Below are 26882 nucleotides of genomic sequence, written 5' to 3'. Positions count from 1 at the left end.
CGCAGCCAGTTACTGATCAAACCGAAACCTTCATTGCGATAAGCAGCCCTGATGCCACCACACCCGTAATGGCCAACCACAAGAATGTGCTTGACCTTCAGTACCTCTACCGCAAATTGCAACACCGAAAGACAATTGAAATCCGTATGCACGACTACGTTGGCAACGTTCCTGTGCACAAAAAGCTCACCCGGCATCAGATCGACAATCTGATTGGCTGGCACCCGGCTGTCAGCGCAGCCTATCCACAGGTATTCAGGCGCTTGCTGGTTTGACAGGCGATGAAAAAACTGCGGATCCTCGGCCTTGATGCTGTCGGCCCAGGCCCGGTTTTTTTCAAGAAGATGGTCAAGTTGACCCATTAGCAGACTCCTGGCAGGTTCAGTTTGGTAATCCCCGAACACGATTGAACGGGAATCACGACCTCAGTGCAATACTCAGTTTGTCTGAATCATGTCACGGTATCTGCTCGAGTTGGCTGGCACCATGAGGCTGATGATGCAGCGTACTTTGCGCCAAATCCAACAGCTCGCGCAGAGCAACAGAGAACATGGCGTACTCAGGGCCTCTCACACCCTTGAGCTCCAATAACATGGTTTTCCAGCGACCGATCATCTGCTCATGCTGCTGCAGCCAGCCTTCAACGCTGGCAGGCACGTCCTCCGGCTTCTTTGCCAGCTTCAATACGGCGGTCGTCAACGCCCGCTGCTGCCAATCCAAATCTTCGCGGAAGCTCTCCCGCGCCAAAGCCTGCCAGTGAGAGGCAGGTTTGAGGCTGGCAATCGCCGTCGCAAACCAGTTCAGATCGAGTCTGTCGCCCAACTCGTAATACAGATTAGCAACGATCTTCAGTGGCATGCCGGTGGCTTCCTGAGCCTCGATAATGGCAAGCGACGAGTACAGGTATCCGGTACCGGACACGACAGAGGCCAGTTCCGCCGGTAACCCGATGCCTGCCAGCGCCTCGTTGCGTTTTTCCCAATCGCTGCGGGCCTGTTCGCCCAGATATTCCGGAAGGTTCGACGTAATAGCCCAGACACTGTCTGCAAAGCGCTCCATATGGTTCTGAATGCTCAACTCTGCCCGACGATTGCGCAACAGCCAGCGCACCGACCTGCGCATCAGGCGCATGAGATCCCGCATCAACTCCATTTGCAACTGCGCCGGAATGTGGAAATCGAGATCTTCGATCTTGTCCCACCAGTTATCAATCCGGAATATATCCCGGGCAATAAGCCACGCCAGCGCTATAGACGCCGGGTCTGCGCCGGTTGACTGGATCAAGCGTTCCACAAAGGTAATGCCCATGTGGTTAACCATGTCATTGGCAATCTGGGTCGCAATAATTTCCCGCCGCAACTGGTGCTCACCCAGTTCTTTTGAGAATTTCTGAGTCAGGTCACGGGGAAACACCTTGTACATTTCCCGCGCAAGCAGCGGGTCGTCCGGCAGGCTGCTTGCGATAAGGGACTGCTTCAGATCGCCTTTCACATAGGAAATCAGAATCGCCAGCTCAGGGCGGGTCAAACCCTTCTTGTTCAACTTGCGCTCAGACAAGACCTCATCATCCGGCAGATACTCCAAAGACCGGTTGAGCTTACCTTCGCTTTCGAAGGTGTTCATCAGTCTGCGGTATTCCTCAAGGCGCGCGGCGGCGTCATCGCTGGCAATACTGATGGCCTGGACCTGGCGGTAATTGTTCTTGAGCACCAGCGCCGCTACATCGTCGGTCATTTCTTCGAGCATGACGTTGCGTTGCTTGGAGGTGAGATCACCCATGGCAACCGCGCGGTTGAGCAGGATCTTCATATTGACTTCGTGGTCTGAGCAATCAACACCGCCGGAGTTGTCAATAAAGTCGGTATTTAACCGCCCGCCCTTGAGGGCATAGTCAATACGGCCAAGCTGAGTCATCCCCAGGTTGCCGCCCTCACCTACAATTTTGCAACCCAGCTCTGCGCCGTTGATGCGCAGGCCGTCGTTGGCTTTATCGCCAACGTCGCTGTGGGACTCGCTAGCACCTTTAACGTAGGTGCCTATGCCGCCAATCCACAGCAGGTCTACCCGCGCTTTGAGAATGTGGGAGATCAGCATATTCGGTGGCACGCGATCAGAATTGAGCCCCAACAGCTTCTTGATTTCCGGCGTGATCGGTATGGACTTCGCATTTCGGCTGAAAACACCGCCGCCTTTGGAGATAAGCTTGGTGTTGTAATCGGTCCAGGACGAACGGGGCAATTCAAACAAACGCTTACGCTCTTTGTAACTCTTTGCCGCGTCCGGTGACGGATCCACAAAAATGTGCATATGATTAAATGCAGCCACCAGGCAGGTTTTCTCAGAACTCAGCATACCGTTACCGAATACGTCCCCGGCCATGTCGCCAATACCGATCGCGGTAAATTCATCCGCCGCCGGGTTAATACCCGCTTCGCGGAAATGCCGCTCCACAGACACCCAGGCGCCGCGGGCCGTAATGCCCATTTTTTTGTGATCGTAGCCGTTGCTTCCGCCAGAGGCGAAGGCATCGCCCATCCAGAAACCGTATTCCGCCGCCAGACCATTGGCGATATCAGAGAACGTGGCCGTGCCCTTATCGGCCGCAACCACCAGATAGTGATCGTTCGAATCATGACGAACCACCCGTTCCGGGTTCTGAATACCCGAATCCACAAGGTTGTCGGTGATATCGAGCAAACCCCGGATAAACGTCTTGTAAGCGGCTATCCCCTCTGCCTGAAACGCTTCGCGGTCAGATGAGTCCGGCAGCCGCTTGGCCACAAAACCACCTTTGGCGCCCACCGGAACGATAACAGCGTTTTTTACCTGCTGAGCCTTTACCAGACCCAGAACCTCGGTTCTGTAGTCTTCAAATCGATCAGACCAACGCAACCCGCCACGTGCCACCTTGCCTCCGCGCAGGTGAACACCCTCGACCCTGGGGGAATACACGAATATTTCGTACATGGGCAGCGGCAGCGGCATGTCCGGAATCCCGGAAGGATCGAACTTCACACTGATATACGATTTGTGGCCGCCCGCCTCGTCGAACTGATAATAGTTGGTGCGCAGCGTCGCCTGCATCAACTCCAGATAGAGGCGCAGCACACGATCTTCACTGAGGTTTGCGACCTCATCCAACCCAGCGTTAAATTCAATTTCAAGTTTCTGTTGCGCGGCCTGGCACTTGCCCTTGCTCTGGAAACGATCCGGGTTAAAACGCACATCAAAGTATTCCAACAAAATCCGGGTGAGCTCAACGTGATTCACCAGCGTGTTGGAAATAAAGGTCTGGCTGTTGGAAAAGCGAATCTGGCGCATATAGCGGGCGTAAGTGCGCAGTAGCGCAATTTCCCGCCAGCCCATGTAAGAGGTAATGAGCATGCGATTAAACGCGTCATTTTCCGCTTCGCCGTACCACACCCGATAGAACAACTCCTCGAAGATAGGTCGTATCCGATGGATATCCACCGCGTTGCCGCCGTTGGCATGGAGGGTAAAATCATGAATCCAGACGGCTTTGTTGTTCCTGTCAGTTACTTCAAACGGATGCTCTCCCAAAACCCGGAAACCCAGGTTATCAAAAATGGGCATAACGTCCGATAGGGGCAAGGGTTGGTCGGGGTAGAAAAGTTTGAAATGCACCGTGCTGTCATCTTCTTCCAACGCCCGGTAAAAGCTCATGTTGAGGTCGTTGTTGGTAGAGGCAGCCGATATGTGCTCAAGATCAATAGCCGCCCGGCGCGGTGAAAACATCTCTACGTAACTTGCGGGAAAGCCTGCCGCCCAACGCCGGTAAAGCTCGTTACCGCCCTCTTCACCAAAGGTCTCACTGAGCGCACTGGAAAGACCATCGCGCCAGGACTGGGCCATTTCGATGACTTTTTCACGTATTTCGGCAATCGGCAGTTTGCGGTTTTCAACCTGGGGAACACGAATAGTGAATTGCACCCGAGCCAGCACAGACTCTGAGAAGTGCGTAACAAACTCGATATCTTCAGCTTCCAGTTTGTCAAGAAGCACTTGCTCAACCTTCAGGCGAAGTTCCGTGTTGTAAATATCCCTCGGGAAAAACGCCAGACAGGTAACAAACTGGCCGTAAACGTCTTCACGCAAAAACAGCTCAATGCGACGCCGCTCCTGTATGTACAGAATGCTTTTTGCGACATCCAGCAGCTCATCCTCGGCAATCTGAAAGAGCTCGTCACGGGGATAGAGCGTAAGAATCTGCTCCAGTTCCTTGCCTGCGTAATCGGCGCGTAAAAAGCCTGAACGTTTCATCACATTCTGGAACTTGCGCTTGAGCAAGGGAATCTCGTCAGGCCGCTCGTTATAAGCCCGAGATGTGTAGAGGCCGAGGAAACGGCGCTCACCAACGACCTCACCTTTGTTATTGAACTTCTTGACGGCAATATAATCCGGGTACGCAGGGCGGTGAACCCGTGAGCGCTGAGCCGACTTGGCGAAAATGAAAATATCATCGGCCCGTGTCATTTCATGGCGCGTACGCTGGGGCAGTTCGTTGAGCCGAACCCGGTCGGGCCGCTCGTTATTTACCCGCAGAATGCCCAGCTCGGAATTTTCCACCCGGCGAACCGCCATACCCGATTTGTCGCTGACAAAGTCGTATTCATCGTAGCCAAGAAAGGTGAAGTGATCACGCATCAGCCAATCCAGGAACGCGCGCGCCTCCTCATTCTGATCGCTGCTGATACCCGCGGTTGTGCTCTCCAGTTCTTTGATGATCTCGCTGACCTTGTCGGTCACAACGGGGAAATCCGCAACGGCGATGCGTACTTCATGCAATACGGTTTGCAGCGTCTGTTCCAGATCTTTCAGATCTTCCGGGTTGCTGTGCCTATCGATTTCCAAAACGATAAGCGCCTCGTACTCAGAATCTGAGGCGCTTTTATGGGTCGCCAGTAATTTTTTGAGCTTTCCGGCTTTGTCACGTTCCACTTGAAGTATGGAATGCTGGATTGAGTGAGTTCCGATTTCCCGTTGATTCACCGCAATGCGCAGAGAGTCAATCAGAAACGGGATGTTCGGATGCAGGATGAATACCACGGTGTGCGTGGATTGCCAGCCGTCACCTTCCAGATCGGGATTGAATACCGCGACAGGCGTTTCTTCGGCGCTGCGTTTTTGCAGAAAATTCCAGGCCGCCATCGCCGCACCGTAGGTGTCTGAGAGGCGTCGACTGGCGAGAGCTTCCAGCGGAATGTGGGCGTAATGCTGCTTTACAAATTCGCTGATCTTTTTGGCTTCGGCTTTGGCAATTTTTCTGGAAAACTCTTCAGCCAGCAATGCAAAAAACTCATCTTTGCTGGCCATTGTCAGCGAATTCATGGGCGACCTCGGATAATGTGAAATAAACGTAATCGGGATATCGTGCGATAAGCATAGTCAAAGCCTTGATTTTTGCCTACCAGACGCGAAGACTGCGGCATCTACTTACGCACAAGAGCCATCACTTACAATGTCTTTACAGCATACGTTCGGTGATTTACGAACACAGTTAGCCAAAAGGATTATCGGACAGGAAAAGCTGGTTGATCGACTCCTGATTGCACTGCTCGCCGATGGGCATCTTCTGGTAGAAGGCGCGCCAGGACTGGCCAAAACCACAGCCATCAAAGCATTGGCTGATCACCTGATAGGTGATTTCCACCGCATCCAGTTTACCCCGGATTTGTTGCCGTCAGACGTGACCGGCAGTGAAATTTACCGGGCTGAAACCGGGCTGTTTGAATTCCAACGCGGACCCATTTTTCACAACCTTGTACTGGCCGATGAGATTAACCGCGCACCGGCAAAAGTTCAGTCGGCTCTACTGGAAGCTATGGGCGAACGTCAGGTCAGCGTGGGCATGCGCACCTTCCCGCTTGACCGCCTGTTCATGGTCATGGCAACCCAGAATCCTATCGAGCAGGAAGGCACTTACCCGCTCCCCGAGGCTCAGCTTGATCGTTTCCTGATGCATGTGGTAATTGGTTACCCGTCGGCCCAGGCAGAACAGGCCATTCTTCATCTGGCCAGAAACGACTACCGGCAGGGCCAGCAAGCCGTTGATATTCGCCTGACGGCCGATCAGGTTTTTGAGGCCCGGGCCGAGGTTGCCGACATTTTCATGGCCGAACCGGTTGAGCAATATTTGCTGGCCTTGGTATTGGCAACAAGAGACCCAGGATCCCTGGACCCAGAGCTGGCACGCTGGACGGCTTTCGGCGCCAGTCCGCGAGGCACCATTGCACTTGACCGCTGCGCCCGGGCTATTGCCTGGCTGAATGACCGGGATTATGTAACGCCTGACGACGTGCGCGCGGTCGCGTTCGACGTGCTCAGACACCGCATTTTGCTGACGTTTGAGGCCGAAGCTGAAGGCGTAACAGCGGACACCGTGATACAACGCCTGATTGATCGTGTTCCCGTGAGCGCCTGAGGCCATCATGGATACAACCGACAGTGATGCAACAACCCGCATCAGTCTGCAGGCACTCATTCGCCTGCAAGCGGATGCCCGAGCACTGAAGCTGCCGTCGGCTCGGCCGGCGCGAGCTCGGCAAGCCGGGCTTCAGCACTCTTCTCAGCGCGGGCGCGGAATGGCGTTTGCGGAAGTGCGGCTTTACCAGCCCGGCGACGATATTCGCAGCATCGACTGGCGCGTAACGGCCAGGCGGCAGGCGCCTCATACAAAACTCTACGAAGAGGAGCGAGAACGCCCAGTGCTGCTACTGTGCGATCTTGGCCCTACCCTTTTCTTTGCCAGCACCGGGGCCTTCAAACAGGTGCGCTGTGCCCAGCTTGCAGCCATTCTTGCCTGGCTCGCGCTATCCGCAGGCGATCAGGTAGGCGGTATTGTTTTTAACGGCAACACGTTGAGCGTACAGCGCCCGGCGAGGCGCAAAAAATCCGTGCTGCGGTTGTTGGATACCCTTGCCAGCCAGCAACGCTCGGTTCTCTCTCCGGCCAACTCCGCAGCAGAAACCACCCTGGATACTGCGCTTGCCGAAGCCCGCCGGGTTGCCCATACCGGCAGCCGGATTTTTGTTATCAGCGATTTTCTCGGCATCTCACAGAGCACCACGTCTTTGTTAGGTGCATTGGCCCGCCATAACAGCGTGAGCGCGCTGCGAGTGGTCGACCCGCTTGAGCAGGCGTTACCGCAAAACGGCCGCTTTGCCATTGCAGGAACAGAAGGGCCGGTCTGGTTCGATGCGTCCAACCGCAGCTTTCAAAAGGCGTGGCGGGAAAAAATCACCCGTCATGAAGCCGCGCTTGAAAACTGCTTTCGGTTATCGGGCGTTAGAGCCACCGACATTTCGACACAAGAAGCACCCGCTGCAAGCCTGCAACCCATACTGGGGCCCGGGGGACAAATCAGATGACCCCAGACGATCCCCTGAGCCAGCTTCGGGATATCCATCTACCGCCAACCCAAGGCTTTTGGCCACCGGCGCCAGGCTGGTGGGTTCTGGCGCTTGTGCTCGTTGTTATCGTGGCGGCTCTGGCATGGTTGGTCCGACGTCATCGCCGCCGAACTCTTTGGTTAAGGTTGGCCAGAGCCGAACTGGCCAACCTCGAACGCACAGCGTTGAAAGAGCCCCAGTGGTTTACGCAACTGAATTCGCTGCTCAAGCGTGTGGCGAGGGAGCGCTATCCGCTGGAACGCCCTGAGGCGCAATCCGGCGAGCAATGGGCAGCCTGTCTTCTACGTCATTTCCCTGGCAACCAAATGGTGCACAAGCCGGTGGTTGAAGCGCTGGTCATAAGCACCTGGCAGGCAAAACCCACGGCCGAACCCGCAGACGCACTGGACTTTGCCCGTCGTTGGCTGGAGGCACAGAAATGCTGAGCCTCGCGTACCCCTGGATATTGCTGCTGATTCTGGTGCCCGTGCTGTTGCAGTGGAAAAAGCCGGCGGCGCATGCGGTGGACGCCCCCGTCTTTCCGGTGGGCTACTGGCTCTCTGACCTGCCGGGGGTGACCCGCCAGGGCAACGGGGTGCCGCGCTGGCAAACCCTGGTGCTGCTGCTGACCTGGGTGCTGCTGGTGCTGGCACTGGCGCGACCCCAGCATGTGGGCGAGCAGGTTCAAATGCCCGTAACCGGGCGCGATCTGATGTTGGTTGTGGACATTTCACCCAGCATGGAAGAGCAGGACATGGTCATTCAGGGCCGCAGCATTAACCGTCTGCAGGCGGTTAAAAAAGTACTGAACGAGTTTATTGCCCGTCGGAAAGGCGACAGGTTGGGCCTGATACTGTTCGGCACTGAACCCTATGTTCAGGCACCTCTGACCTTTGATCTCCCCACTTTGGAAACGCTGTTGCAGGAATCGGGTATTGGCATGGCCGGGCGCGCCACCGCTATTGGTGACGCTGTGGGCTTGGCCACCAAACGTCTACGAGACAGGCCGCAGCAGCAAAGAGTCGTTGTGTTGCTGACCGACGGGGCCAACACGGCCGGTGAAATCACGCCCGACAAGGCCACAGAAATTGCAGCGGCCACGGGTGTTCGCCTCTACACCATCGGCATTGGCGCCGAATCCATGATTCAGCGCGGTTTGCTCGGTTCGCGCCGTGTTAATCCTTCCCGGGATCTCGATGAAAATCTGCTGACTCGCATGGCGCAACAGACCGGCGGCGAGTATTTTCGGGCCCGCAGCTTGTCAGAGCTCGAGTCGATCTACAAAACCATTGATCAGCTTGAACCGATTGAGCTGGATGGAAAATTCTACCGCCCGATAACCGATCTGTTTTTCTGGCCTGCAGGCATTGCTGTTGCGCTGTGGCTAAGCCTTTTCCTTTTTCGACGAAACGCGGGCAAATTGGCTCGTGCTCGCCAGGGCGCCGGCGGGAGTGTGAACCATGGCTGATTTTCATTTTCTCCGGCCGCTCTGGCTTTTATTGATGCTGGCCGTGCCTTTGCTTTATAGAGCGCTGAAGCGCAAGAACTCCGGCGACAGCGGCTGGTCCAACCTGATTCCTGAATCGTTTTTGTCTCCGGTTATCCGGCGACACGGAACCTCTGCCAAAAAGCGAGGATCAACGTTTGTGCCTGCCATCAGCGCCGTTGCTATTTTGTCTTTCGCGCTCGCCGGCCCAGCATGGCGCGAAGCGCCCACTCCCCTGAAAAAGCCGGGAGATAGCCTGGTGATCGTGCTCGACCTGTCCCTGTCAATGTTGGCGACGGATCTGGAACCAAACCGCCTGACCCGGGCAAAGCGCAAGATCCGCGATATTCTGACGGCCCGCGAGGGAGGGCTCACCGGGCTGGTCGTTTATTCGGGAGACGCGCACGTGGTGACCCCCCTCACCGACGACAGCAACACGCTCACAGGAATGCTCAACGTAATCGACCCGATTATCATGCCGGTGCAGGGCAACCGGGCCGACCTGGCCGTTGCCATGGCCCGAGCGCTTCTGGAACAGGGCGCTCCGGGCAAGGGCCGTATTCTTTTGATAACCGATGGCGTACCCGATCGTTATCGGGCGGCTATCGGCAGCGCACTGGCCGGTAGCGACGTCACTCTGAGTACACTGGCCGCAGGTACTCGCGATGGCGGCCCGATTCCTCTTGCCAGGCGTGGATTTATCCGTGACAACGGCAACATTGTCATCACACGCACCGATCCGGATGCGCTTGCAAAGCTTGCTCGCAGCAACGGCGGTAAAAGCCACGAACTGACCCTGAATGGCAGCGACATTGCCGCCCTTAATCTTAATCCCGCCGAATCAGATGAGTGGCAAGACACAGACACCGGGCTCACCGTAGACCGCTGGAAAGACGACGGCTACTGGCTGTTATGGCTAGCTCTGCCCATGCTGTTATTAGGCTGGCGCCGTGGGACTTTCACAGCGCTGGCACTGATTCTTATGCCAGCGATACCCCAACCGGCTTCAGCAATGGACTGGGACAGCCTTTGGCAACGGGAAGATCAGCGTGCAGCAGAGCTGATCCAGCAGGACCCAGACGCCGCTGCGGCCACACTGACGTCACCGGATTGGCGAGGTTCAGCACTGTATCGAGCTGAGCGCTACGAAGATGCCGCCAAGGCCTTCTCGGAAGCTGGCACGTCTCTTGCGGACTACAATCGCGGCAACGCCCTGGCGCGCGCCGGCAAACTGAAAGAGGCCATCAAGGCTTACGACCAGGCGCTGGGTCACAGCCCCGATATGGAAGACGCCCAGGTAAACCGGCAACTGGTGGAAGACTTGCTAAAACAGCAAGAGAAAAAATCCGATCAGAATAAGGATAAAGATAAAAATAAAGACAAGGGCGACCCGAACGATTCGGATTCATCCGGCGACAAACAGGGCTCGGACAGCTCGCAAAATCCCCAAGGTTCTGAAGACTCTCAAAATCCGCAGGATTCTGAAAATTCCGATGGAGAGTCTGATCCGTCACAGGGTAGCCCGCAAGAACAGGGGCAAAGCAATAAACAAAAGGACGCAGACGAACAAGAAGCCGAAGCGTCCGCAAAAAACAACGGTGCAGATGCGCAGGCTGCGGATGGAGCGCCTGGCAGCGAAGAAATCCAGGCTCCGGCCTCGCTATCAGAAACGCCTCTGACCCAAAGCCAGGAACAATCGCTGCGCCGGGTACCCGACAACCCGGGCGGGCTATTACAGCGCAAATTCCTGCAGCAGTATCAGGAGCGCCAGACACCCTCCGATGAAGGCGATACACCATGGTAAAACGGTTGATAACTCAGACAATCTGGCTGGTGGTTTTGATGGCCCTCTGGCTGCCAGCGCACGCCGGCGAACTCGCCGCTGTGCCGGACAGAACCAGCCTGTACGAAGGGGACGTCCTGACGCTTACCGTTAAAGGCAGCACAGAGATTGATCTCGACCTGAGTGATATTTTCAATTTTGATGTATCAAGCCTGCCCTCTCCGGATATTGAAAAGGTATCGCCAGACTTTGATATTCTGTCTCGCAACCAGCTCCATAACATTCACGCCGTCAATGGCAACATGGTGGGAGAAATAACCTGGACGTATGAGCTTGCGCCCAAATCAACCGGAGAACTCACCATCCCCGCGCTTACCTTCAAGGATTCTGTTTCCAAGCCGGTAACGATTGAAGTAAAGAAAGGCAACCCGCCGGATCAAGCCGACACCAATCGGGACAGTTTTATTGAACTGACCGCCGATAAATCCGACGTGTATGTTCAGGAGCAGTTGATATTAACGGTGCGACTGTTCTTCCGGGGCAACCTTATCCGTGGTGAGCTGTCCGAGCCAGAACATCCCAATGCAATCATCGAGCCTCTTGGGAAACAACGGGAGTTTTCCAGCGATCGGGATGGTGTGCGCTACCGGGTTGTGGAGCGGCGCTATGCCTTGTTTCCACAAAAACCAGGCCCATTAAACTTGCCGACCATCCGATTTGAGGGTCAGGCCAGGGATACCAACGGGTCGCTCAAGTTCCTCCGGGACAGTGAGGCGCTGTTCGAGGTTCCCGTAAAACCCATACCCGCACAGTTCAGCGGCTCGACCTGGCTCCCGGCCACGAACCTTACGCTGGCGGAAGCGGGCATGCCGCCAACACTGAACCTGAAAACCGGAGACAACCTCACACGCACCTTGAGTTTGCAAGCAACCGGGCTGCCCTCTGAGGCCCTACCCCCCTTACCGGAAAATGTACCGGACGGGCTCCGCAGCTACCCGGAAGAACCTAAACGAGACACCAGCGTCGGCGCTGATGGTCTTACCTCAACGCTTACACAAACCCGGGCCCTTGTTCCTGTGAAAGCCGGAAAGCTCACGCTACCCGCCATTCGTATCCCTTGGTGGGACACGGATTCCGACAGCGAGAAGGTCGCCGTTATCCCGGCGCAAACCCTGAACGTCGCTCTCGCAGAGAGTGCTACAGAGAGTGCTACAGAGAGTGCTACAGAGAGTGCAATAGAGGGTGCAACAGCGCCTGCGACAGCCCCTCTCGGAAACCCGGCCACACCGCCGGGCACAGACAGCAACGCAAGCGCTTCCGGCACCCGCAACCCCGTCAACAGCAGCCGATTTTGGCAGTGGGTCAGCCTTACACTGGCGGGAATATGGGTTTTGACCATGCTAGCCTGGTGGCGAACTCGTAGATTGGCGCCCCAGACATCCGCCAGCCGTGGTTCTGGCGATGGCGCTAACGAAAGCGCTGTATTCAAGCAATTGCTCAATTGTGCAAAAGAAGGCAGTGCCTCAACCCATGGACTGTTCGTAAGCTGGGCCAATTTGCGCATGGCCGGTCACAACTTCCGCTCCGCCGGAGACGTCTTCCATGTTTACCCGAAACCCGATCTGGAAGCCGAATTCAGCCGATTACAGGCGCATCTTTTCAGTCGCGACTCGTCCGGCGCGCAGAAGAACCCTGAACCGTGGAACGGCAACGCCCTGACCGAAGCCCTCAAACAAGCCAGGGAGAATATGGGGGAGTCGTCGCCGAAAGCGGGTTTGCCGCCGCTGTATCCCGACACTCTGCGAGTGTCGGGGCCAATGTAATCCAGGCTCAGTCGATTAACTGCTGGTCAATGACCAACTCGATCGGCGAGCCCTGATCCTCGGTAACCGCGACGGGCGAATCGGTGCTGCCCTGCCAGTCACCCGGCTGAGCGCTTATGTTGCCCGAACGGGTAAGTCTGGCGGTAACAACCACTTCCTTTACACCGGATATAACCGACTGCGGCGCCATCGCCCGGCTGTCATCCAGCCTGATTTCCACGGGCAAATCACCCGCCGTCAACCGCACAACAGCCAATGGTGGTCCGGCCTGAGTATTGGCAGCGCGGGCAAACAAAAACAGGGTGGTGTCGTTGGGAATGCTCATCTGAAATGCATCCGCAAGCGTCACTCGAACGCTGACACCCGCACCGCCCGCTTGCGAAACGGCATTTGCGCCTGTTCCTGGCTCACCCATTTTTGGTGCGTTCATGGCCGGCGGTTGCTCACCGAGACGTGAATAGGCTTCTTTAATGCCACCCTGAATGGCGGCCAATTGCGGGTGATCCGGTGCCACTGTCTGAATGCGCTCCCAGTAACCAATGGCCTCACGGTAGTTGCCTTGGCTGAACGAATGAATGCCCAGCAGGCTCAGTGAGTTAACCTCATCAGGATTCAAGGCCCTGGCCTGTTCAATTGCAGACGTTACCTTGTCAGTCATCGCCCCCTGACTGAGGAAAAACTGCGCCTGGGCAGAAAGACCAAGCGCGACCGCCCGGGAAGCGTCGTCTGAGCTCACGCTGTCTGCCAACTCCCGAAACGCCCAGGCAGCGTCATTGTATTGTTCCAGGCGCATGTAGGTCTGGCCCAGCATGGCCCAGCCTTCCGGGTTATCCGGGCTGGCCTCCAGTCGCGTGCGCAATTGCGCCGTCAGTTTGCTCATTTGTGTTGCACGGGCATCGTCTGAATTGCTCAGTTCCTTCATCGCCACAAACGCTTCAACGCTGTCCATCGCCCCCCATTCTTCGTAAAGCACCACCGCCGACGCAGGAATCAGAAGAATAGCCAGCAGACCAACCGCCATGGCGGCCTTGCGACCGGGAACGGTTTTCGCAGGGGTTTCATTCTCCGGAACATCATCCAGCATGGCACCGGCAAGCTCATCCCGAAGTTGTTGATAGCTTTCTTGATCAATAATGCCCGCTTGATGCTCTTTTTTAAGCTCAGCCATCCGGCTGCGATAGGCCATCAAGTTCTGATTTCTGAGATCGTTCTGTTGTCGGGTGCCTCGCCGATGGAACAGCACGGGATAGAGTACAAACGCCAACGCAAGGATAATCAGTACCGTTGCGGCAATCCAGAAAGTTTCAGTCATGGAGATATCGTCACAGTTCAAAAATGAATAAAACGGCGGTCAGACATTACCGTTGTGATGCTGCTCCGCGAGCATCTTGTCAACTCGGGCCTGCTCCTCGGTGCTCAGCGGGGGCGCTGCCGTGCCGGCGCGACGGGAGCGTATAACAATACCGGCAACCACAAACAGACCACCGAAAACGGCAATCGCAGGTGTCGCCCAGAGCATGAATGTGCGGCTATCCAGTTCCGGTTTGTATCGCACGAACTCACCAAAACGCCCCACCAGTGATTCCACGATGTCATCGTTGCTGGCCCCATTCAGCATCATCTGATACACGACGCTGCGCATATCCTTTGCGATGGGCGCATTGGAATCCGCAATATTCTGGTTCTGGCACTTCGGGCATCGCAGTTCTGCAATCAGGGTCTGGTAGCGCTGCTCAGCACTGCGGGTATCAAAATCGTAGACAGCCGCCACGTCTGCAACCGACAAGCCAGAGGCGAGAATCGTCAGCACAAAACACATCAAACGGAGCATTAACCGTTCCCCCGCGCTTCGTTAATCTCCGGCAACAGAACCTTCTCCCACACTTCGTTGTTAATCTCGCCCACGTGGCGGTAGCGCACAACGCCGGAGGCATCAATTACAAAGGTCTCAGGCGCACCGTAAACGCCCAGGTCAAATCCCAGAGTGCCTTTGGGGTCGTAGATAATGGTGCGGTATGGGTCGCCCAGCTCATCAAGCCAGACCAGCGCATCGTCGCGATTATCCTTGTAGTTCAACCCAATAATGGCAATTTTTTTGTCCCGGGCAATCCTCATCAGGTCGTCGTGCTCGGCCCGGCAGGTTGGGCACCAAGTACCCCATACGTTCAGCAGCGTAACCTCACCCCGGAACAGGCTTTCATCCAGGTTGCTTTCAGGCTTTATCAGGTTCCTGAGGCTGAACGCCGGAACCTGCTTTCCAATCAGCACCGAATCCAGCTTTGTGGGATCCTTGCCAATGCCGGCGAACAGGACAACACCCAGTATAATCGCCACCAACAAGGGTAAAAACAGCAAAAACCTCTTCATGAAACCGCTCCGGCTGCGCCTTGGACATCTGTCGGATCTGACACGGGTTTTGTTGTGCTCCTGGCAACCGGTTCACGGATTCGGTAGCGGCGATCCGACACAGCCAGGAAGCCGCCCGTCGCCATAAACAGCGCCCCTAGCCAAAGCCAGCGGATCAGCGGTTTGTACTGGATTCGAATTGCCCAAGCGTCATCAGAGATTCGCTCACCCACCGCCACAAAAATATCCCGGAACAGACCACCATCAATGTCTGCCTCGGTCATGACACTCATTGCAACCGCGTACTGGCGTTTTTCAGGGTGCAGCTCAGAGACGAGCTTTCCGTCCAGCAACACATCGAAACTGCCGTACTGGGCGGTAAAGTTCGGTCCCCGCCGTTCGCCGATTTCCTTGAAAACAACCTGGTAGTCACCTAGCTCAGCCACATCGCCGGGCACCATGCGCACATCACGCTCAATGCCATAGTTCGACACAACCGTTGCACCCGCCATGGTGATGGCGAGTCCAAGATGCCCGAACACCATGCCGTAATAACTGCGGGATTGGCGTTTGAGGCCGTGAATTCGCCCTTTTCTGGAAGCCGATTTATCCCACAAATCCCAGAACGTCGCGGTAGTAACCCAAACGGACGTAAATATGCCCAAAAACGCCCAAGGCGTGAACCCGCCATAACCGACCATAACCGCTGTGCTGATCAATACGCTGACCGCCAGTGGCCACAAGAGCTTGCGCGCAAGCCAGCCGGCATCCGTCTTCTTCCAGCGAGAAAAAACACCCACGCCCATCAGCAGACCGGCTGCTATCGCAAGAGGGCTGAACGTGAGATTGAAGAACGGCTCGCCGATCGAAAGTCTGCCCATATCCAGAAAGTCGAGAACCAGCGGATACAGGGTGCCCACCGCGACCAACAGCGTGGCCGAAACCAGCAATACATTGTTCAGCAGCAGGAATATTTCCCGCGAAAAAGAGCCGTATCGGGAGCGCACGTGAACAACCGGGGCTCTGAACGCGTAAAGCGTCAGGCTGGCAATAATGGTGACCGCCAACAGAACCAGCAGAAAAGTGCCGCGCTCTGGGTCTGACGCAAAAGCGTGAACCGAGGTAAGCACACCCGATCGAACCAGGAAGGTGCCCAGCAAGCTCAAGGAAAAGGTGACGATGGCCAGCAACACCGTCCAGCTTTTGAAGACGCCGCGTTTTTCGGTCACGGCCAGGGAGTGCATCAGAGCCGTACCGGATAACCAGGGCAACAGGGAGGCGTTCTCAACCGGATCCCAGAACCACCAACCGCCCCAGCCAAGTTCGTAATACGCCCACCAGCTTCCGAGGGCTATACCGACAGAGAGAAATGCCCAGGCAACGGTGGTCCAGGGCCGCGACCATCTCGCCCAAGCGGCGTCCAGGCGACCGTTGATCAATGCGGCGATCGCAAACGCAAACGCCACCGAAAAGCCAACGTAGCCCATATAGAGCATGGGTGGGTGAACAATCAGACCGAAGTCCTGCAAAAGTGGATTCAGGTCTGCGCCATCCATCGGTACGTTGGGCAAGAGACGGTCGAAAGGGTTCGATGTCACAATAATAAAGAGCATGAAACCGACACTGACCATGCCGAGAATCGACAATACTTGTGAAATCATCACAGCGGGTAAACGGCGACTGAATACGGCGACCGCCATCGTCCACCCGCTCAACATCAGTATCCAGAGCAGCAGTGAACCCTCATGGCCACCCCACACCGCGCTGAATTTGAAGTACCAAGGCAGCAGGCTGTTGCTGTTGTTGGCCACGTAGGCTACGGAAAAATCGTCGGTTAAAAAGGCGTGGGTAAGTATCGCAAACGACAGCCCGATAAACACAAACACGCCAGAGGCCAGAGGTCGCGCAAACGCCTGAAGATTGTCCCGGCCGGTAAGTGAGCCCACAAGGGGTACAACCGAAAGCAGCACTGCCAGCAGCAACGCAAGTATCAGTGCAAGTTGTCCGAGTTCGGGATACATCAAAGCTCTCCAGGAGTCAGGCTGTTGATTTTGAGTTCAGTAAGTTGCCGGTTTGGCGCCGCCGGCCGTCGCGCTGCCGTTGGATTTCGACGCTTTTTCGAGGGCATCGGCAACTTCCGGAGGCATATAATTTTCGTCGTGCTTGGCCAGCACCTGGTCGGCGACAAAGCGGCCCTGGTTGTTGAGCCTGCCCATAGCCACAATGCCCTGCCCTTCGGCAAACAGATCCGGCAGAATGCCAACGTATTCAACAGGAACCGAGTGGCTGAAATCCGTTACCCGAAACTCCACTTTAAGACTTTCCGTATCTCGAACAACCGAACCCTGTTCTACCATCCCTCCCGCTCGAATCCGCACGTCAACCGGTGCTTCTCCCGCAGAAATCTGGCTTGGATCGTAGAACAGGTTGATATTCTGGCGCAGCGCATAGGTTGTGAGAGCCACCGCTATGGAGAGTCCTGCCAGCAGAAACAGAACAATAGTCAGTCGCTTTTTACGGATCGGATGCATTTACATACCTGTCAGTCAGTCTTGGGAAACGTCTACGCGCTCAAAAGCTGCAGAGGGCGCTGAATACGCCACCTTGCTTTTTTCAGAGCTACTTTCAATGCTATCGCCATGAAGCTTTCCTGCCTGAAATTCATAACCGCGACGGCAGGATTCGATAGCCGCTTTCCGGCTCCTTACGGACCAGACCATCATCACCATCATCAGCACGAAGAACATGGCATAACAGGACCAGACGTAGGGACCGTGGCCTTCCATCGCCATAAACGCCGAAAAAGAATCAAAGGCCATGGGTCAGACCCTTCCTGTTGTTACGAATTCTTTTACCCAGCGGGACCGTTGTTCACGGCACAGAATCTCTGTCTGCATACGAACGCAAGCCAGCCAGCCAAATATGAGGTACAGCCCCAGCACCGATAAAAGCAGCGGCACCCACATTTCGGCCGGCATCGACGGCTTCTCAGTAAGCTTGAACGTAGCGGGTTGATGCAAAGTATTCCACCATTCCACGGAGTATTTGATAATGGGGATATTCACTACCCCCACCAACGTCAGCACCGCCACCGCGCGCGCCGCGGATTTCTCATCATTAATAGCGCGATCCAGTGCAATAACACCACCGTACAAAAACAACAGTATCAGCATTGAAGTGAGCCGGGCATCCCAGATCCACCAGGTGCCCCAGGTTGGTTTACCCCAGACCGCCCCGGTAAAAAGCGCCAAAAAAGTAATAACCAGCCCCACCGGCGCAACCGCTTTAACAAAAACGTCGGCCAGCTTCATCCGCCATACCAGTGTCACAACACCGGCAGACGCCATCATGATGTACACCGACTGGGCCAGCATTGCCGTCGGAACATGGATGAAGATAATACGGTAGCTGTCGCCCTGAAGGTAATCCGTGGGCGCAAACGCCAGACCCCAGACAGCCCCGGTCACGAGCAACAGCATACCACCCGTCAGGAACCAGGGAGCGAACCGGGTGGATATCCCGAAAAACCATTTGGGAGAACCCAGTTTGTGAAAAAATTGCCACATCAGTTGGTCACCGTTCTACCGTTTACCTTGTTTTATCCGTTCGACAAGCTGATTCTCAACGCTGCTGCTGCTGCAAAGGGCGCCAGCGTTAGCGCCAGCATCAGAAACGCACCCATCAGAGCCATATAGGCGCCTACTGCCGCACCGTCCGATGCCGCTGCAACCGTGCCCGTACCGAAAATCAGCACAGGAATGTACAGCGGAATAACAAGCAAGGACAAGAGCACGCCCGCTGATCGTAATCCAAGTGTCAACGCTGCGCCAATGGCCCCAATCAGGCTTAGTACCGGTGTACCAATTAATAGCGTTAGACACAAAACACCGATAGAGTTCCCGTCGAGGTGCACCATCACACCAAGAACTGGCGTCAGTAACACCAGAGGCAGCCCGGTCAACATCCAGTGTGCTACGGTTTTTGCCAGAATCAGCAAGAACAGCGGCTGCGGCTGAAGCACGAGCTGTTCCAGCGTACCATCGTCGAAATCATGGCGGAACAAATGGTCGAGTGACAATAATACAGAAAGAAGCGCCGCCACCCAGAGAATGCCCGCGCCGGCTTCACTCAAAAATGAGATTTCCGGGCTCACCCCCAGTGGGAACAGGGTAACAACCATCACAAAAAACAACAGGGGGTTAAGTAGGTCCTGGCGCTGTCGAAACGCCAGTTTTATGTCTCGCGCAAAAACCCCTTTCATCGCTGCCAGGACACCAACACGGTTGCGGGCAAGCCTGACTTCCGGGGGAGCTTCAGTGTTCATTGATCGCGTCTCCCGCACCAAGAATCAGCTTTTGCATACCCGGCAACTCCAGGTTGTGGTGTGTTGTCACCAGCACAGCTCCACCTTCGACTGCCCGTTGATGCAAAAGCGTTTCAAGCGCGCTTACACCCTCCGCGTCAATGGCCGTGAAGACCTCATCAAGCAACCAGAGGGGTTCATCGGCAATGAGCAAGCGGGCCAGAGCCACCCGGCGTTGCTGACCGGCAGACAGGTTGCAACATGGCACATCCTCATACCCGGCCAGGCCTGTACCCTGCAAAGCCCGGCGCAGTGCGATATCAGAGACCGGCCGGCGGCCGGCCATCAAGGCCCGAAGGTTTTCCGTGGGCGTAAGCAGTGACTTGATACCCGGGCGATGCCCTATATAAAGAATGTTCCGGAGAAACGTTTCGCGCTGGCTGGCGACCGGTGCTCCGCACCAGTTGATGTTACCCGTCCAGGCATCATTGAGGCCCGCCAGTATTCTCAGCAGCGTTGTTTTACCAGAGCCGTTTGGCCCCTCGACACGGGTTACTGTACCGGGCAGTATGGAGAAAGATAACTCACGGAAAAGTATCCGCTTGTCCCGCTCACACTGCAGATTGACAGCCTGTAGCAACGGCTCGGTCATCAAAGGTAACGGCTCGGACATCAGGGCCCCGTAATCAGGACGATGCGCAAATGGCATCGGGTGTATTCACGACAATAGTTGCCGGCGCGGCGTATTATAGCGAATGCGCCCACAGAATACTCTTGTCCGGTATCAAGTCAGCAACGATGAAACTACCCAATAGTCAACAGCCTCCCGCTTCTCAGGCACCGGCACCGTCATCGGCAACTCCGAAGCCGGCACAGACCAACAGCGTCGCACAGCCGGGTCGTGAGCCAATAGCGTTGTCTGCCCGGCAGCAACTGGATCAGATTCAGGTTGCGAATCGGGAAACCCTATTAGCGCGAGTCGCAGAGATCATCAACCGCCAGGGCAGCAGCACTGCAGAGATTTTACTGGATGTGCGAGGCAAGCCGCTTCAGGTCAATGCGGCCATTGGCGCAACGGAGTTGGCCCGGGGTGATTGGGTAAAAGTGATGCGTGCAGGCAACGAACTGCAACTTATGGGCAAGCTGACTGCGGCGCCGGAAGTCGCCATTGCCCGCGCCCTGGCTCAGCGCATGCCATGGCAACACAGCCTGGACGCCGGCCTGGCCAAACTGATGACGGCTCTGAACCGAGGGGTGATTCCCGACCTGACCCCCGGCCAGTTACCCGCAGCACGCAGCCCACAACCGCTGCCGGAGGCCGCACGTCAAACTCTCGAAACGCTGCTCGCACGGCTCCCCGCCAGCAACGCTTTGGCGCCCGGTGCCGGTACACGGAGCAACACTGTGCAGCAAGTTCGCCAGTGGATAGCCGAAAGTGGCCTGTTTGCCGAATCCCGCCTGACTCAGGCTCCTTCCGCTACCTTGCCCGATTTAAAACTTGCGATTGGCCGCATGATTACCGCCCTGTTGGCCGAGCAAGGCGGTGACACAACAACCCTGTTCAACCGTCTCACACCGCTGGCCAGCCCGGGATTGGTTCAGGCGCCGCTGCAGTTTCCCCAGACAGTGACAACGCCACCGCCCGCCAGCAACTCCGAGCCGGCATCGGTGGGGCAAACATTGCGAATGCTTGCAGGCATGCTCAACCGGATTACCGTTAACCAGTTACACAGCCAGATTTTGAGCACGCGAGGCGGTGGCGACGCATCGGCGCCCGCTTCTACCATGCTGGTGGATTTACCCTGGGTAACACCCCAGAACGAGCCCAGAGTGGCTCAGTTGCGAATAGAACAACGCAAAGAAGAGGCCGCTTCCGAACGCCACCACAGCAAGCGCGTCGCAGTCAGCGAGTGGCGCCTGAATCTGGCAATTGATCTGGAATTGGCCGGAGCACTGAATTTTGAGATTGCGTTGCGCCAACATGAGGTAAGCGCAAGGGTCTGGGCAGAAAAACAGAGCACGCTGAAACAGGTGAACGAGGAGCTACCGCTTCTGAGGCGAAGCCTCGCGGAATTGGGGCTCGAAGTAACCGATCTTGAATGTCGGCGGGGCAGCCCCTCTTACCCGGCAACCAAGCTCGAACACAGACTGGTGGATACCCGGGCATGAAAAAGCAAAACGATGGTGCTTCTTTACACTCAAACACGAGTACCAGTGCGGCCGTTGCGCTTAAATACGACGGCGACAAGGCCCCGACCATAACCGCCATGGGGAACTACGAGCTGGCAAATGAAATTATCAGAATCGCCAGAGAACACAACGTGCCGCTTTATGAAAACGCCGAGTTGGCCGGCATTCTGGCTCGTCTATCCCTGAACGAAGAAATACCGGAAAGCCTTTACCGGGTGATCGCTGAAATTCTTGCGTTCGCATTTCATATTCGTGGCCGGACCCCGGAAGACGCCGGCAATCAACCCGACGCAATCTAATAGTGCCCGTAATGGTTCAGGCCGCCTCGCGTTTTCTCAGCGCCGAGACAAGCTCGGCCTCCGGGCGGGATATTCCACACGTGTTCATCAGATCGTCTATATCCGCACCCAGATCAACCAGCCGTGAAGCCTCATCGTAGGAGACGCGTAAAGGGTCGTTCTGGCGCATTTCATCAAGGCTTGAGCGCAGCTCGTGCAATTGCCGTTCGCAGACCACAAGGCGCTGACCCACGCCCATACTGCCGCTTGCGGTCGCGTGCAATTCCCGGCCAAGAATGTCGCAGCGCTCCTTCAATGTTGCTTTCAACTGCCTATTCTGGCGCCCGAGTAAAATGCCTTGTGCGAAAACCAGACAAAGGGCTGTCGCGGTAAGCACCCAAGGGATATAGGAAGGAATTTCAGCAAACATAAAGGACGTCTCCGGTTTACAGCCCTGCGATTTCAGCCCATTCGTGGTCTGACAGCATTTTGTCGAACTCGACCAATATGATCAGTTCGCCGTCTTTGTTGCACACGCCCTGGATAAACCTGGCGCTTTCCTCATTGCCTACATTCGGTGCCGTCTCGATTTCACTGGCTTTCAGGTAGACAACCTCGGCCACGGAATCCACCAGAATGCCCATCACCTGATCGGCCGATTCCATCACCACGATGCGGGTGGCCTCGGTAACCTCTGCGTCCGCCAATCCGAAACGGCGACGCGTATCGATCACCGTTACCACGTTACCCCGCAGATTGATGATGCCAAGCACATAATCCGGAGCGCCGGGCACGGGCGCAATTTCCGTATACCTCAAAACCTCTTGAATCTGCATAACGTTCAGACCATAGGTCTCGTTATCCAGCCGAAACGTCACATACTGCAATACCTGATCGTCTTGGGCATGACTTTGCTGTCCGCTCGGGGATGCCATAGCCTGTCTCTCCTGTTCGGTTGCCCGGCGGGCAGCCTGATCGTCAAAAAAACATCACTCGTGCCCAATACTATAATCAATGGCACAAACCGTGCCAGCACGACAAGGTTTCATTCCGTAACCGGCCTGGCCGTCAACTCAGGTCCAGATGCCTTTCTTTTTCAGCGCGCACCAACAGAGCCGCCATGGAGCGCACATCAACCAGCGCGCACATCTGCTCAACCACCGTTCCGGCGAGCCAGGGCCGCTTGCTCCGGCTTGTTCGCCAGCGCACATCGTCGGGGCTCAGCGTAAACGACTGGGCGACATCATCACACGCCAGCCCCCATTCGCTGTTATCAAGACGAATGACAAATCGGTAGTTATCCCGGGCATTGGCAGGCACCCGGCCCGCCATAATCCATTCCGCGGTATCCACAATTCTCAGATTCTGTTGCGCGCCCGGATAAATCCCCATATACCAACGGGGGCTACCGGGAATTGGCCGAATTTCTTCGTCAACCCGATGAATGGCTCCCAGCAAAATCAAAGGAACCGCAAGCTGTAAACCTGCCACGGTAAAAATCAGGCACTCAAACGGGCGCTCCGACCACTCAGGTCGCGATACCGCCAGATCTGGCGCGGGTTCTGGCGCCAACACCGGCTCTGGCGCTGGTGGCACTTTTGGCTTGGGTTTGGGCGAGGGATTGGAAACCGCCTGCGGCGCGCGAACGTCTTCCTGCAGCGCGCTGTCCGTTGCCGTGTGCAGTAGTTCGTCCAGATAACTGGCAATGGCGTCGGCAGGACCCGCCAGCTTTGTCAATTTTTCGTCAGCCATGCTGACGCTCCAACAAATCATCCAGCAGGTGCCGGTAAGCCCGCACACCGTGGGTTTGTGCGTCCAGCTTTGAAGGTACAACTCCAGACTGGCTCGCATCGCGGAATTTTGTGTCTACCGGAACCGAAAACCTCCACAGCGCATCCTGATAGGTTTTGCGCAGAAGATTCAAACTCTTTACAGAAGCCTGGGTACGGCGATCAAACAAGGTCGGCACGATGATGTACGGCAAATCATTTTTCTGGGAACGCATGATCATTTGCAACGTGTGCAACATTCTCTCAAGGCCCTTGATTGCAAGAAACTCGGTTTGAACCGGAATCACAAGATGTTGCGCAGCGGCCAGCGCGTTGACCATCAGCACGCCCAAAGACGGCGTGTTGTCCAGGATAACGTAGTCAAAATCATCCCATAGCTGGGCAAGCGCCCGCGAAATGATACGCCCCATACCTTCCACACCAATCATCCGGCGCTCCAGTGTTGCCAGCGCCGTGCTCGCCGGCAGTAACGCTAAACCCGTACAACTGGTTTCGGTAATAAGCTGGGCGGGCAAGCCCTCGGGCACTTTGCCTTGATGTTGAAACAAATCAAAAACGCTGTGCGCAAGAGTGTCCGGATCATAGCCGAACCAACTCGTAAGAGAGCCATGGGGATCAAGATCAACCACAAGAACGCGTTTGCCACGCTCCGCCAGCAAGCCGCCCAACGCGACCACCGATGTGGTTTTACCCACGCCACCTTTTTGATTGGCTACTGCCCAGATTCGCACGTTTTCTCTCCGGAAAATACGTTATTGCAACCCGCTAAGTCCCGCTACATACGGCTTATCGGCCAGCAGTTAAACAACTTGAACGTCAACGGCGCCCTAACGCATAACGCCCCGAACGCTGGCCTCCCGAGAGATCAGCAGCACCACACGCCGATTGCGCCGGCGCCCCTCCTCGGTGTCGTTCCGCGCCAGAGGTTGATGCTGCCCATAGCCCACCGCGGCCATGCGATCGGGCTCAACGCCGTCCATACCCAGCATGCGCACAACCGCCGCCGCACGGGCCGCTGACAACTCCCAGTTCGAGGGAAATTGGCGCGTGCGAATGGGCTCGTTGTCCGTAAAGCCCTCAACTTTTACCGCGTTATCCCGGTTCCTGAGAACCTTGGCGATTTTTTCGACCACACCAAATGCATCATAGTGGGGCTCGGCATCACCACTGCCAAACAGCAGGCTGTCGGGCAGGTTGAGCGCCAGCCAGCGCTCGTTAGTTTCAAGTGTGACCACCCCGCGGTTGATCAGATCACCAAACTCGACCGCGAGTTGATCGGCCATGTTGCGCAATGCCTCTGTGCGCTCTGCGGATTCTTGCTCCGAATTGCGTGGCGCTTCGGTAACCGCCGGGGGAATGACATCCTCCGAAACGGTCACTTCAGGGCGCGGAGGCTGATCACCCACTTCAATCGGCTGGAACGATCTTTGCGGCGCATTGAAAACGCCCGAAAGCGTTTCTGAAAGCACCTTGTACTTGCCCTCGTTCACTGACGAAACCGAGTACATCACCACAAAGAAGGCGAAAAGCAGCGTTATGAAATCCGCATAGGAAATCAGCCACCGCTCTTTGTTGTGTAAATCGTCCTGGGGTTGCCTGCGACGCCGCATAATAGAAACCGGGTTTGCCTACTGCAGAAAGCCCCGCAGCCGCAATTCAATGGATTTAGGATTTTCACCTTCCGCAATGGCGATAATGCCATCGATCATCATGTCCTCGTATCTCGAACGCTCCTTGACCAGCCCTCGCAGCTTGTTGGCCACTGGGAAAAACAACAGGTTTGCCAGGGCCACGCCGTAAATGGTCGCCACGAACGCCGTGGCAATGCCACTGCCGAGGGATTGGGGATCTTCAAGGTTGGTCATTACCTGGATCAGACCCATAACGGCACCGATGATGCCAATGGTGGGTGAATAACCGCCCATGGCTTCAAATACTTTGGCCGCTTCAAGATCCCTCTGTTCCCGGCAATCCAGGTCGATTTCCATAATGCTGCGAATGGTTTCTGGTTCTGCCCCATCGACTAACAGCTGCAGGCCTTTGCGGGCAAAATTTTCGGGTTCTTTTTCAGCCAACCCTTCCAAGCCAAGCAAACCCTGTTTGCGAGCTTTCACACTCCAGTCGATAACCTTGCCAATGCCGTCTTCGATGCTGATAAAGGGCGGAATAAACACCCACCGGGACTGGACAGATGCGCGTTTCAGAACCGGCCAGGACGTCTGGAGAATGGTCGCCGCCAGCGTGCCACCAATAACGATAATCGCGGCAGGCCCGTTAAAGAGCGAGCTAAGCGCTCCGCCCTCCAACAGATTGCCACCAAGGATCGCTGCAAAGGCCAGAACAACGCCAAACAGGCTGAGAAAATCCATCAGCAGACGCCGTCGATCAGTCGAGGGGCCACGCCATCAAGCGACAACACTTCGTCACTCAGACCGGCTTTGGCCACGGCCATGGGCATGCCGTAAATCACCGAGGAGTTCTCATCCTGAGACCAGATCTGCGAGCCACTTTGCTTCATCATGCGGCAGCCTTCCCTGCCGTCTGCCCCCATTCCTGTGAGGATCACACCCAGGGTTTTCCCGGGAAACGCGCGGGCCAGAGAACCAAAGGTTACATCGACACAAGGCCGGTAATTCAGCCGCTCGTCTCCGGGCAAAATACGCACACGGGGCTGACCACCCCGGTTTTCAATCATCATCTGTTTGCCGCCAGGCGCGAGCAACGCAAGCCCTGGGCGAAGAATATCGCCGTCTTCCGCCTGGCGAACCTCTATGTTGCACAGCTTGTTGAGCCGCTCGGCAAACGCTGGGGTAAAACTCGCAGGCATATGCTGAACCAGCACAATGGGCGCAGGAAAGGACCTGGGCAATGCCGCCAGCACGCGCTGCAGCGCAACCGGACCACCGGTCGAGGTACCGATACCGACAACCGCATAGTGCCGTGCCGGAGCTTTTCGAGAAGGACGGCTGACAGGTTCGTGTTGGGCGGATTGCGCGGCTCGAACCCCGGATATTGGCGGGCGCGGCTCCGGGCGAACCGGAACGGTCGGCTTTGGAGCAACCGGTGTTGAAGGCAACGGCGGTGTGCGCCCCCCCCGCAGGCCGGCTGCGAGCGACATCCAGCACTCGGTCAACCAGGATTTTTTGCAGTTGGCTGCCATCCCGGGCAATTTCTTCGAAATTCTTCGGCAGAAAATCCACCGCCCCGGCTTCGAGTGCGTCCAGCGTCACCCTGGCGCCTTCGTAGGTAAGGGAGGAAAACATCAGCACCGGCACCGGGTGCCTTTTCATGATCTCCCGAACGGCCGAAATACCGTCCATAATCGGCATTTCGTAATCCATGGTAATAACGTCGGGGCGCAGGGATTCCGCCAGCTCAACGCCCTCCCTGCCGTTGGTAGCAACACCCACCACCCGGATCTGCCCGGACGCCGTCAGTATTTCCGTCAGCCGTTTGCGGAAGAACCCCGAATCG

General features: G+C 56.2%; 25 protein-coding genes and 1 pseudogene. 8 read left to right on the top strand and 18 right to left on the bottom strand.

Translation table 11 applies throughout. The annotated features are described in order from the left end of the window. Both ENI00_RS17185 and ENI00_RS17180 read right to left on the bottom strand, forming a co-directional pair. On the bottom strand, positions 1-362 hold a 362-nt coding region (locus ENI00_RS17185), incomplete at its 3' end, for a carbonic anhydrase (RefSeq protein WP_304105089.1). 94 nt (positions 363-456) lie between these two features. After that, positions 457-5349 (bottom strand): NAD-glutamate dehydrogenase, encoded by a 4893-nt coding sequence (locus tag ENI00_RS17180; protein WP_304105087.1) that lies wholly within the window; start codon positions 5347-5349, stop codon positions 457-459. 130 nt (positions 5350-5479) lie between these two features. On the opposite strand from ENI00_RS17180, the gene ENI00_RS17175 reads away from it, so the two are divergent. The 6 genes from ENI00_RS17175 to ENI00_RS17150 are packed head-to-tail and all read left to right on the top strand — an operon-like array spanning position 5480 to position 12501. After that, complete coding sequence (locus ENI00_RS17175) at positions 5480-6442, top strand: AAA family ATPase (RefSeq protein WP_304105084.1); 963 nt, start codon at positions 5480-5482, stop codon at positions 6440-6442. Positions 6443-6449: 7 nt separating this feature from the next. Further along, positions 6450-7388: a DUF58 domain-containing protein gene (locus ENI00_RS17170; RefSeq protein WP_304105081.1), complete on the top strand. Its 939-nt coding sequence runs from the start codon at positions 6450-6452 to the stop codon at positions 7386-7388. Next, on the top strand, positions 7385-7855 hold the full coding sequence (locus ENI00_RS17165) for a DUF4381 domain-containing protein (RefSeq protein WP_304105078.1): 471 nt from the start codon (positions 7385-7387) through the stop codon (positions 7853-7855). The genes ENI00_RS17170 and ENI00_RS17165 overlap by 4 nt, the downstream gene beginning before the upstream one ends. Further along, positions 7849-8877: a vWA domain-containing protein gene (locus tag ENI00_RS17160; RefSeq protein ID WP_304105076.1), complete on the top strand. Its 1029-nt coding sequence runs from the start codon at positions 7849-7851 to the stop codon at positions 8875-8877. The genes ENI00_RS17165 and ENI00_RS17160 overlap by 7 nt, the downstream gene beginning before the upstream one ends. Further along, positions 8870-10699, top strand: a complete 1830-nt coding sequence (locus ENI00_RS17155) for a VWA domain-containing protein (protein WP_304105073.1) — start codon at positions 8870-8872, stop codon at positions 10697-10699. Before ENI00_RS17160 ends, ENI00_RS17155 begins: the two co-directional genes overlap by 8 nt. Continuing rightward, positions 10693-12501 carry a BatD family protein gene (locus ENI00_RS17150; protein ID WP_304105070.1) on the top strand — a complete coding sequence of 603 codons (1809 nt, stop codon included), beginning with the start codon at positions 10693-10695 and terminating at the stop codon, positions 12499-12501. The genes ENI00_RS17155 and ENI00_RS17150 overlap by 7 nt, the downstream gene beginning before the upstream one ends. Before the next feature lie 7 nt (positions 12502-12508). Here ENI00_RS17150 and ccmI read toward each other — a convergent pair whose 3' ends face one another. From ccmI to ccmA, 9 genes are read right to left on the bottom strand one after another with little or no spacing between them, the layout of a single operon-like run. Next, positions 12509-13813 (bottom strand): c-type cytochrome biogenesis protein CcmI, encoded by a 1305-nt coding sequence (ccmI, locus tag ENI00_RS17145; RefSeq protein ID WP_304105067.1) that lies wholly within the window; start codon positions 13811-13813, stop codon positions 12509-12511. Positions 13814-13852: 39 nt separating this feature from the next. Next, positions 13853-14332 (bottom strand): cytochrome c-type biogenesis protein, encoded by a 480-nt coding sequence (locus ENI00_RS17140; RefSeq protein ID WP_304105065.1) that lies wholly within the window; start codon positions 14330-14332, stop codon positions 13853-13855. Then, positions 14332-14868, bottom strand: coding sequence for a DsbE family thiol:disulfide interchange protein (locus ENI00_RS17135; protein ID WP_304105063.1), 537 nt, complete (start codon positions 14866-14868; stop codon positions 14332-14334). Before ENI00_RS17135 ends, ENI00_RS17140 begins: the two co-directional genes overlap by 1 nt. Continuing rightward, positions 14865-16868, bottom strand: a complete 2004-nt coding sequence (locus tag ENI00_RS17130; RefSeq protein ID WP_304105059.1) for a heme lyase CcmF/NrfE family subunit — start codon at positions 16866-16868, stop codon at positions 14865-14867. Before ENI00_RS17130 ends, ENI00_RS17135 begins: the two co-directional genes overlap by 4 nt. A gap of 36 nt (positions 16869-16904) precedes the next feature. Then, the gene (gene ccmE, locus ENI00_RS17125) at positions 16905-17378 is read right to left on the bottom strand and encodes a cytochrome c maturation protein CcmE (RefSeq protein ID WP_304105056.1); all 474 of its coding nucleotides are present in this window, start codon (positions 17376-17378) and stop codon (positions 16905-16907) included. A 15-nt stretch (positions 17379-17393) separates the two neighbouring features. Next, on the bottom strand, positions 17394-17666 hold the full coding sequence (ccmD, locus tag ENI00_RS17120) for a heme exporter protein CcmD (protein WP_304105053.1): 273 nt from the start codon (positions 17664-17666) through the stop codon (positions 17394-17396). A gap of 3 nt (positions 17667-17669) precedes the next feature. Beyond that, positions 17670-18413, bottom strand: a complete 744-nt coding sequence (locus ENI00_RS17115; protein WP_304105051.1) for a heme ABC transporter permease — start codon at positions 18411-18413, stop codon at positions 17670-17672. A 32-nt stretch (positions 18414-18445) separates the two neighbouring features. Beyond that, positions 18446-19171, bottom strand: a complete 726-nt coding sequence (ccmB, locus tag ENI00_RS17110; RefSeq protein ID WP_304105046.1) for a heme exporter protein CcmB — start codon at positions 19169-19171, stop codon at positions 18446-18448. Next, positions 19161-19802 carry a cytochrome c biogenesis heme-transporting ATPase CcmA gene (gene ccmA / locus ENI00_RS17105; RefSeq protein WP_304105092.1) on the bottom strand — a complete coding sequence of 214 codons (642 nt, stop codon included), beginning with the start codon at positions 19800-19802 and terminating at the stop codon, positions 19161-19163. Before ccmA ends, ccmB begins: the two co-directional genes overlap by 11 nt. Positions 19803-19948: 146 nt before the next feature. Between ccmA and ENI00_RS17100 the strand changes: the two genes are divergently transcribed. Both ENI00_RS17100 and ENI00_RS17095 read left to right on the top strand, forming a co-directional pair. Further along, positions 19949-21319: a flagellar hook-length control protein FliK gene (locus tag ENI00_RS17100; RefSeq protein WP_304105042.1), complete on the top strand. Its 1371-nt coding sequence runs from the start codon at positions 19949-19951 to the stop codon at positions 21317-21319. Further along, positions 21316-21639 carry an EscU/YscU/HrcU family type III secretion system export apparatus switch protein gene (locus tag ENI00_RS17095; RefSeq protein WP_304105039.1) on the top strand — a complete coding sequence of 108 codons (324 nt, stop codon included), beginning with the start codon at positions 21316-21318 and terminating at the stop codon, positions 21637-21639. Before ENI00_RS17100 ends, ENI00_RS17095 begins: the two co-directional genes overlap by 4 nt. Positions 21640-21655: 16 nt before the next feature. On the opposite strand, the gene ENI00_RS17090 is transcribed toward ENI00_RS17095, so the two are convergent. The 7 genes and pseudogenes from ENI00_RS17090 to ENI00_RS17060 form a co-directional block, all read right to left on the bottom strand. After that, positions 21656-22048, bottom strand: a complete 393-nt coding sequence (locus ENI00_RS17090; RefSeq protein ID WP_304105037.1) for a DUF2802 domain-containing protein — start codon at positions 22046-22048, stop codon at positions 21656-21658. A gap of 16 nt (positions 22049-22064) precedes the next feature. Beyond that, positions 22065-22553 (bottom strand): chemotaxis protein CheW, encoded by a 489-nt coding sequence (locus tag ENI00_RS17085; protein WP_304105033.1) that lies wholly within the window; start codon positions 22551-22553, stop codon positions 22065-22067. Between the two features lie 133 nt (positions 22554-22686). Further along, the gene (locus ENI00_RS17080) at positions 22687-23370 is read right to left on the bottom strand and encodes a chemotaxis protein CheW (RefSeq protein ID WP_304105031.1); all 684 of its coding nucleotides are present in this window, start codon (positions 23368-23370) and stop codon (positions 22687-22689) included. Further along, positions 23363-24139 carry a ParA family protein gene (locus ENI00_RS17075; RefSeq protein ID WP_304105028.1) on the bottom strand — a complete coding sequence of 259 codons (777 nt, stop codon included), beginning with the start codon at positions 24137-24139 and terminating at the stop codon, positions 23363-23365. The genes ENI00_RS17080 and ENI00_RS17075 overlap by 8 nt, the downstream gene beginning before the upstream one ends. A gap of 96 nt (positions 24140-24235) precedes the next feature. Next, positions 24236-25018 carry a flagellar motor protein MotD gene (gene motD / locus ENI00_RS17070; protein ID WP_304105025.1) on the bottom strand — a complete coding sequence of 261 codons (783 nt, stop codon included), beginning with the start codon at positions 25016-25018 and terminating at the stop codon, positions 24236-24238. Between the two features lie 18 nt (positions 25019-25036). After that, positions 25037-25777, bottom strand: coding sequence for a flagellar motor protein (locus tag ENI00_RS17065; RefSeq protein ID WP_304105023.1), 741 nt, complete (start codon positions 25775-25777; stop codon positions 25037-25039). Next, positions 25777-26882: pseudogene (locus ENI00_RS17060) on the bottom strand (protein-glutamate methylesterase/protein-glutamine glutaminase); the annotation flags it as partial. The gene ENI00_RS17065 and the pseudogene ENI00_RS17060, both read right to left, overlap by 1 nt.

This window comes from Marinobacter antarcticus (assembly GCF_011049865.1).
In the GTDB taxonomy this organism is placed as follows: Bacteria; Pseudomonadota; Gammaproteobacteria; order Pseudomonadales; family Oleiphilaceae; genus Marinobacter; species Marinobacter antarcticus_A.
The sequence above is the reverse complement of the archived record's forward strand: the minus strand, read 5'-3'. Positions and strand labels throughout refer to the sequence as shown.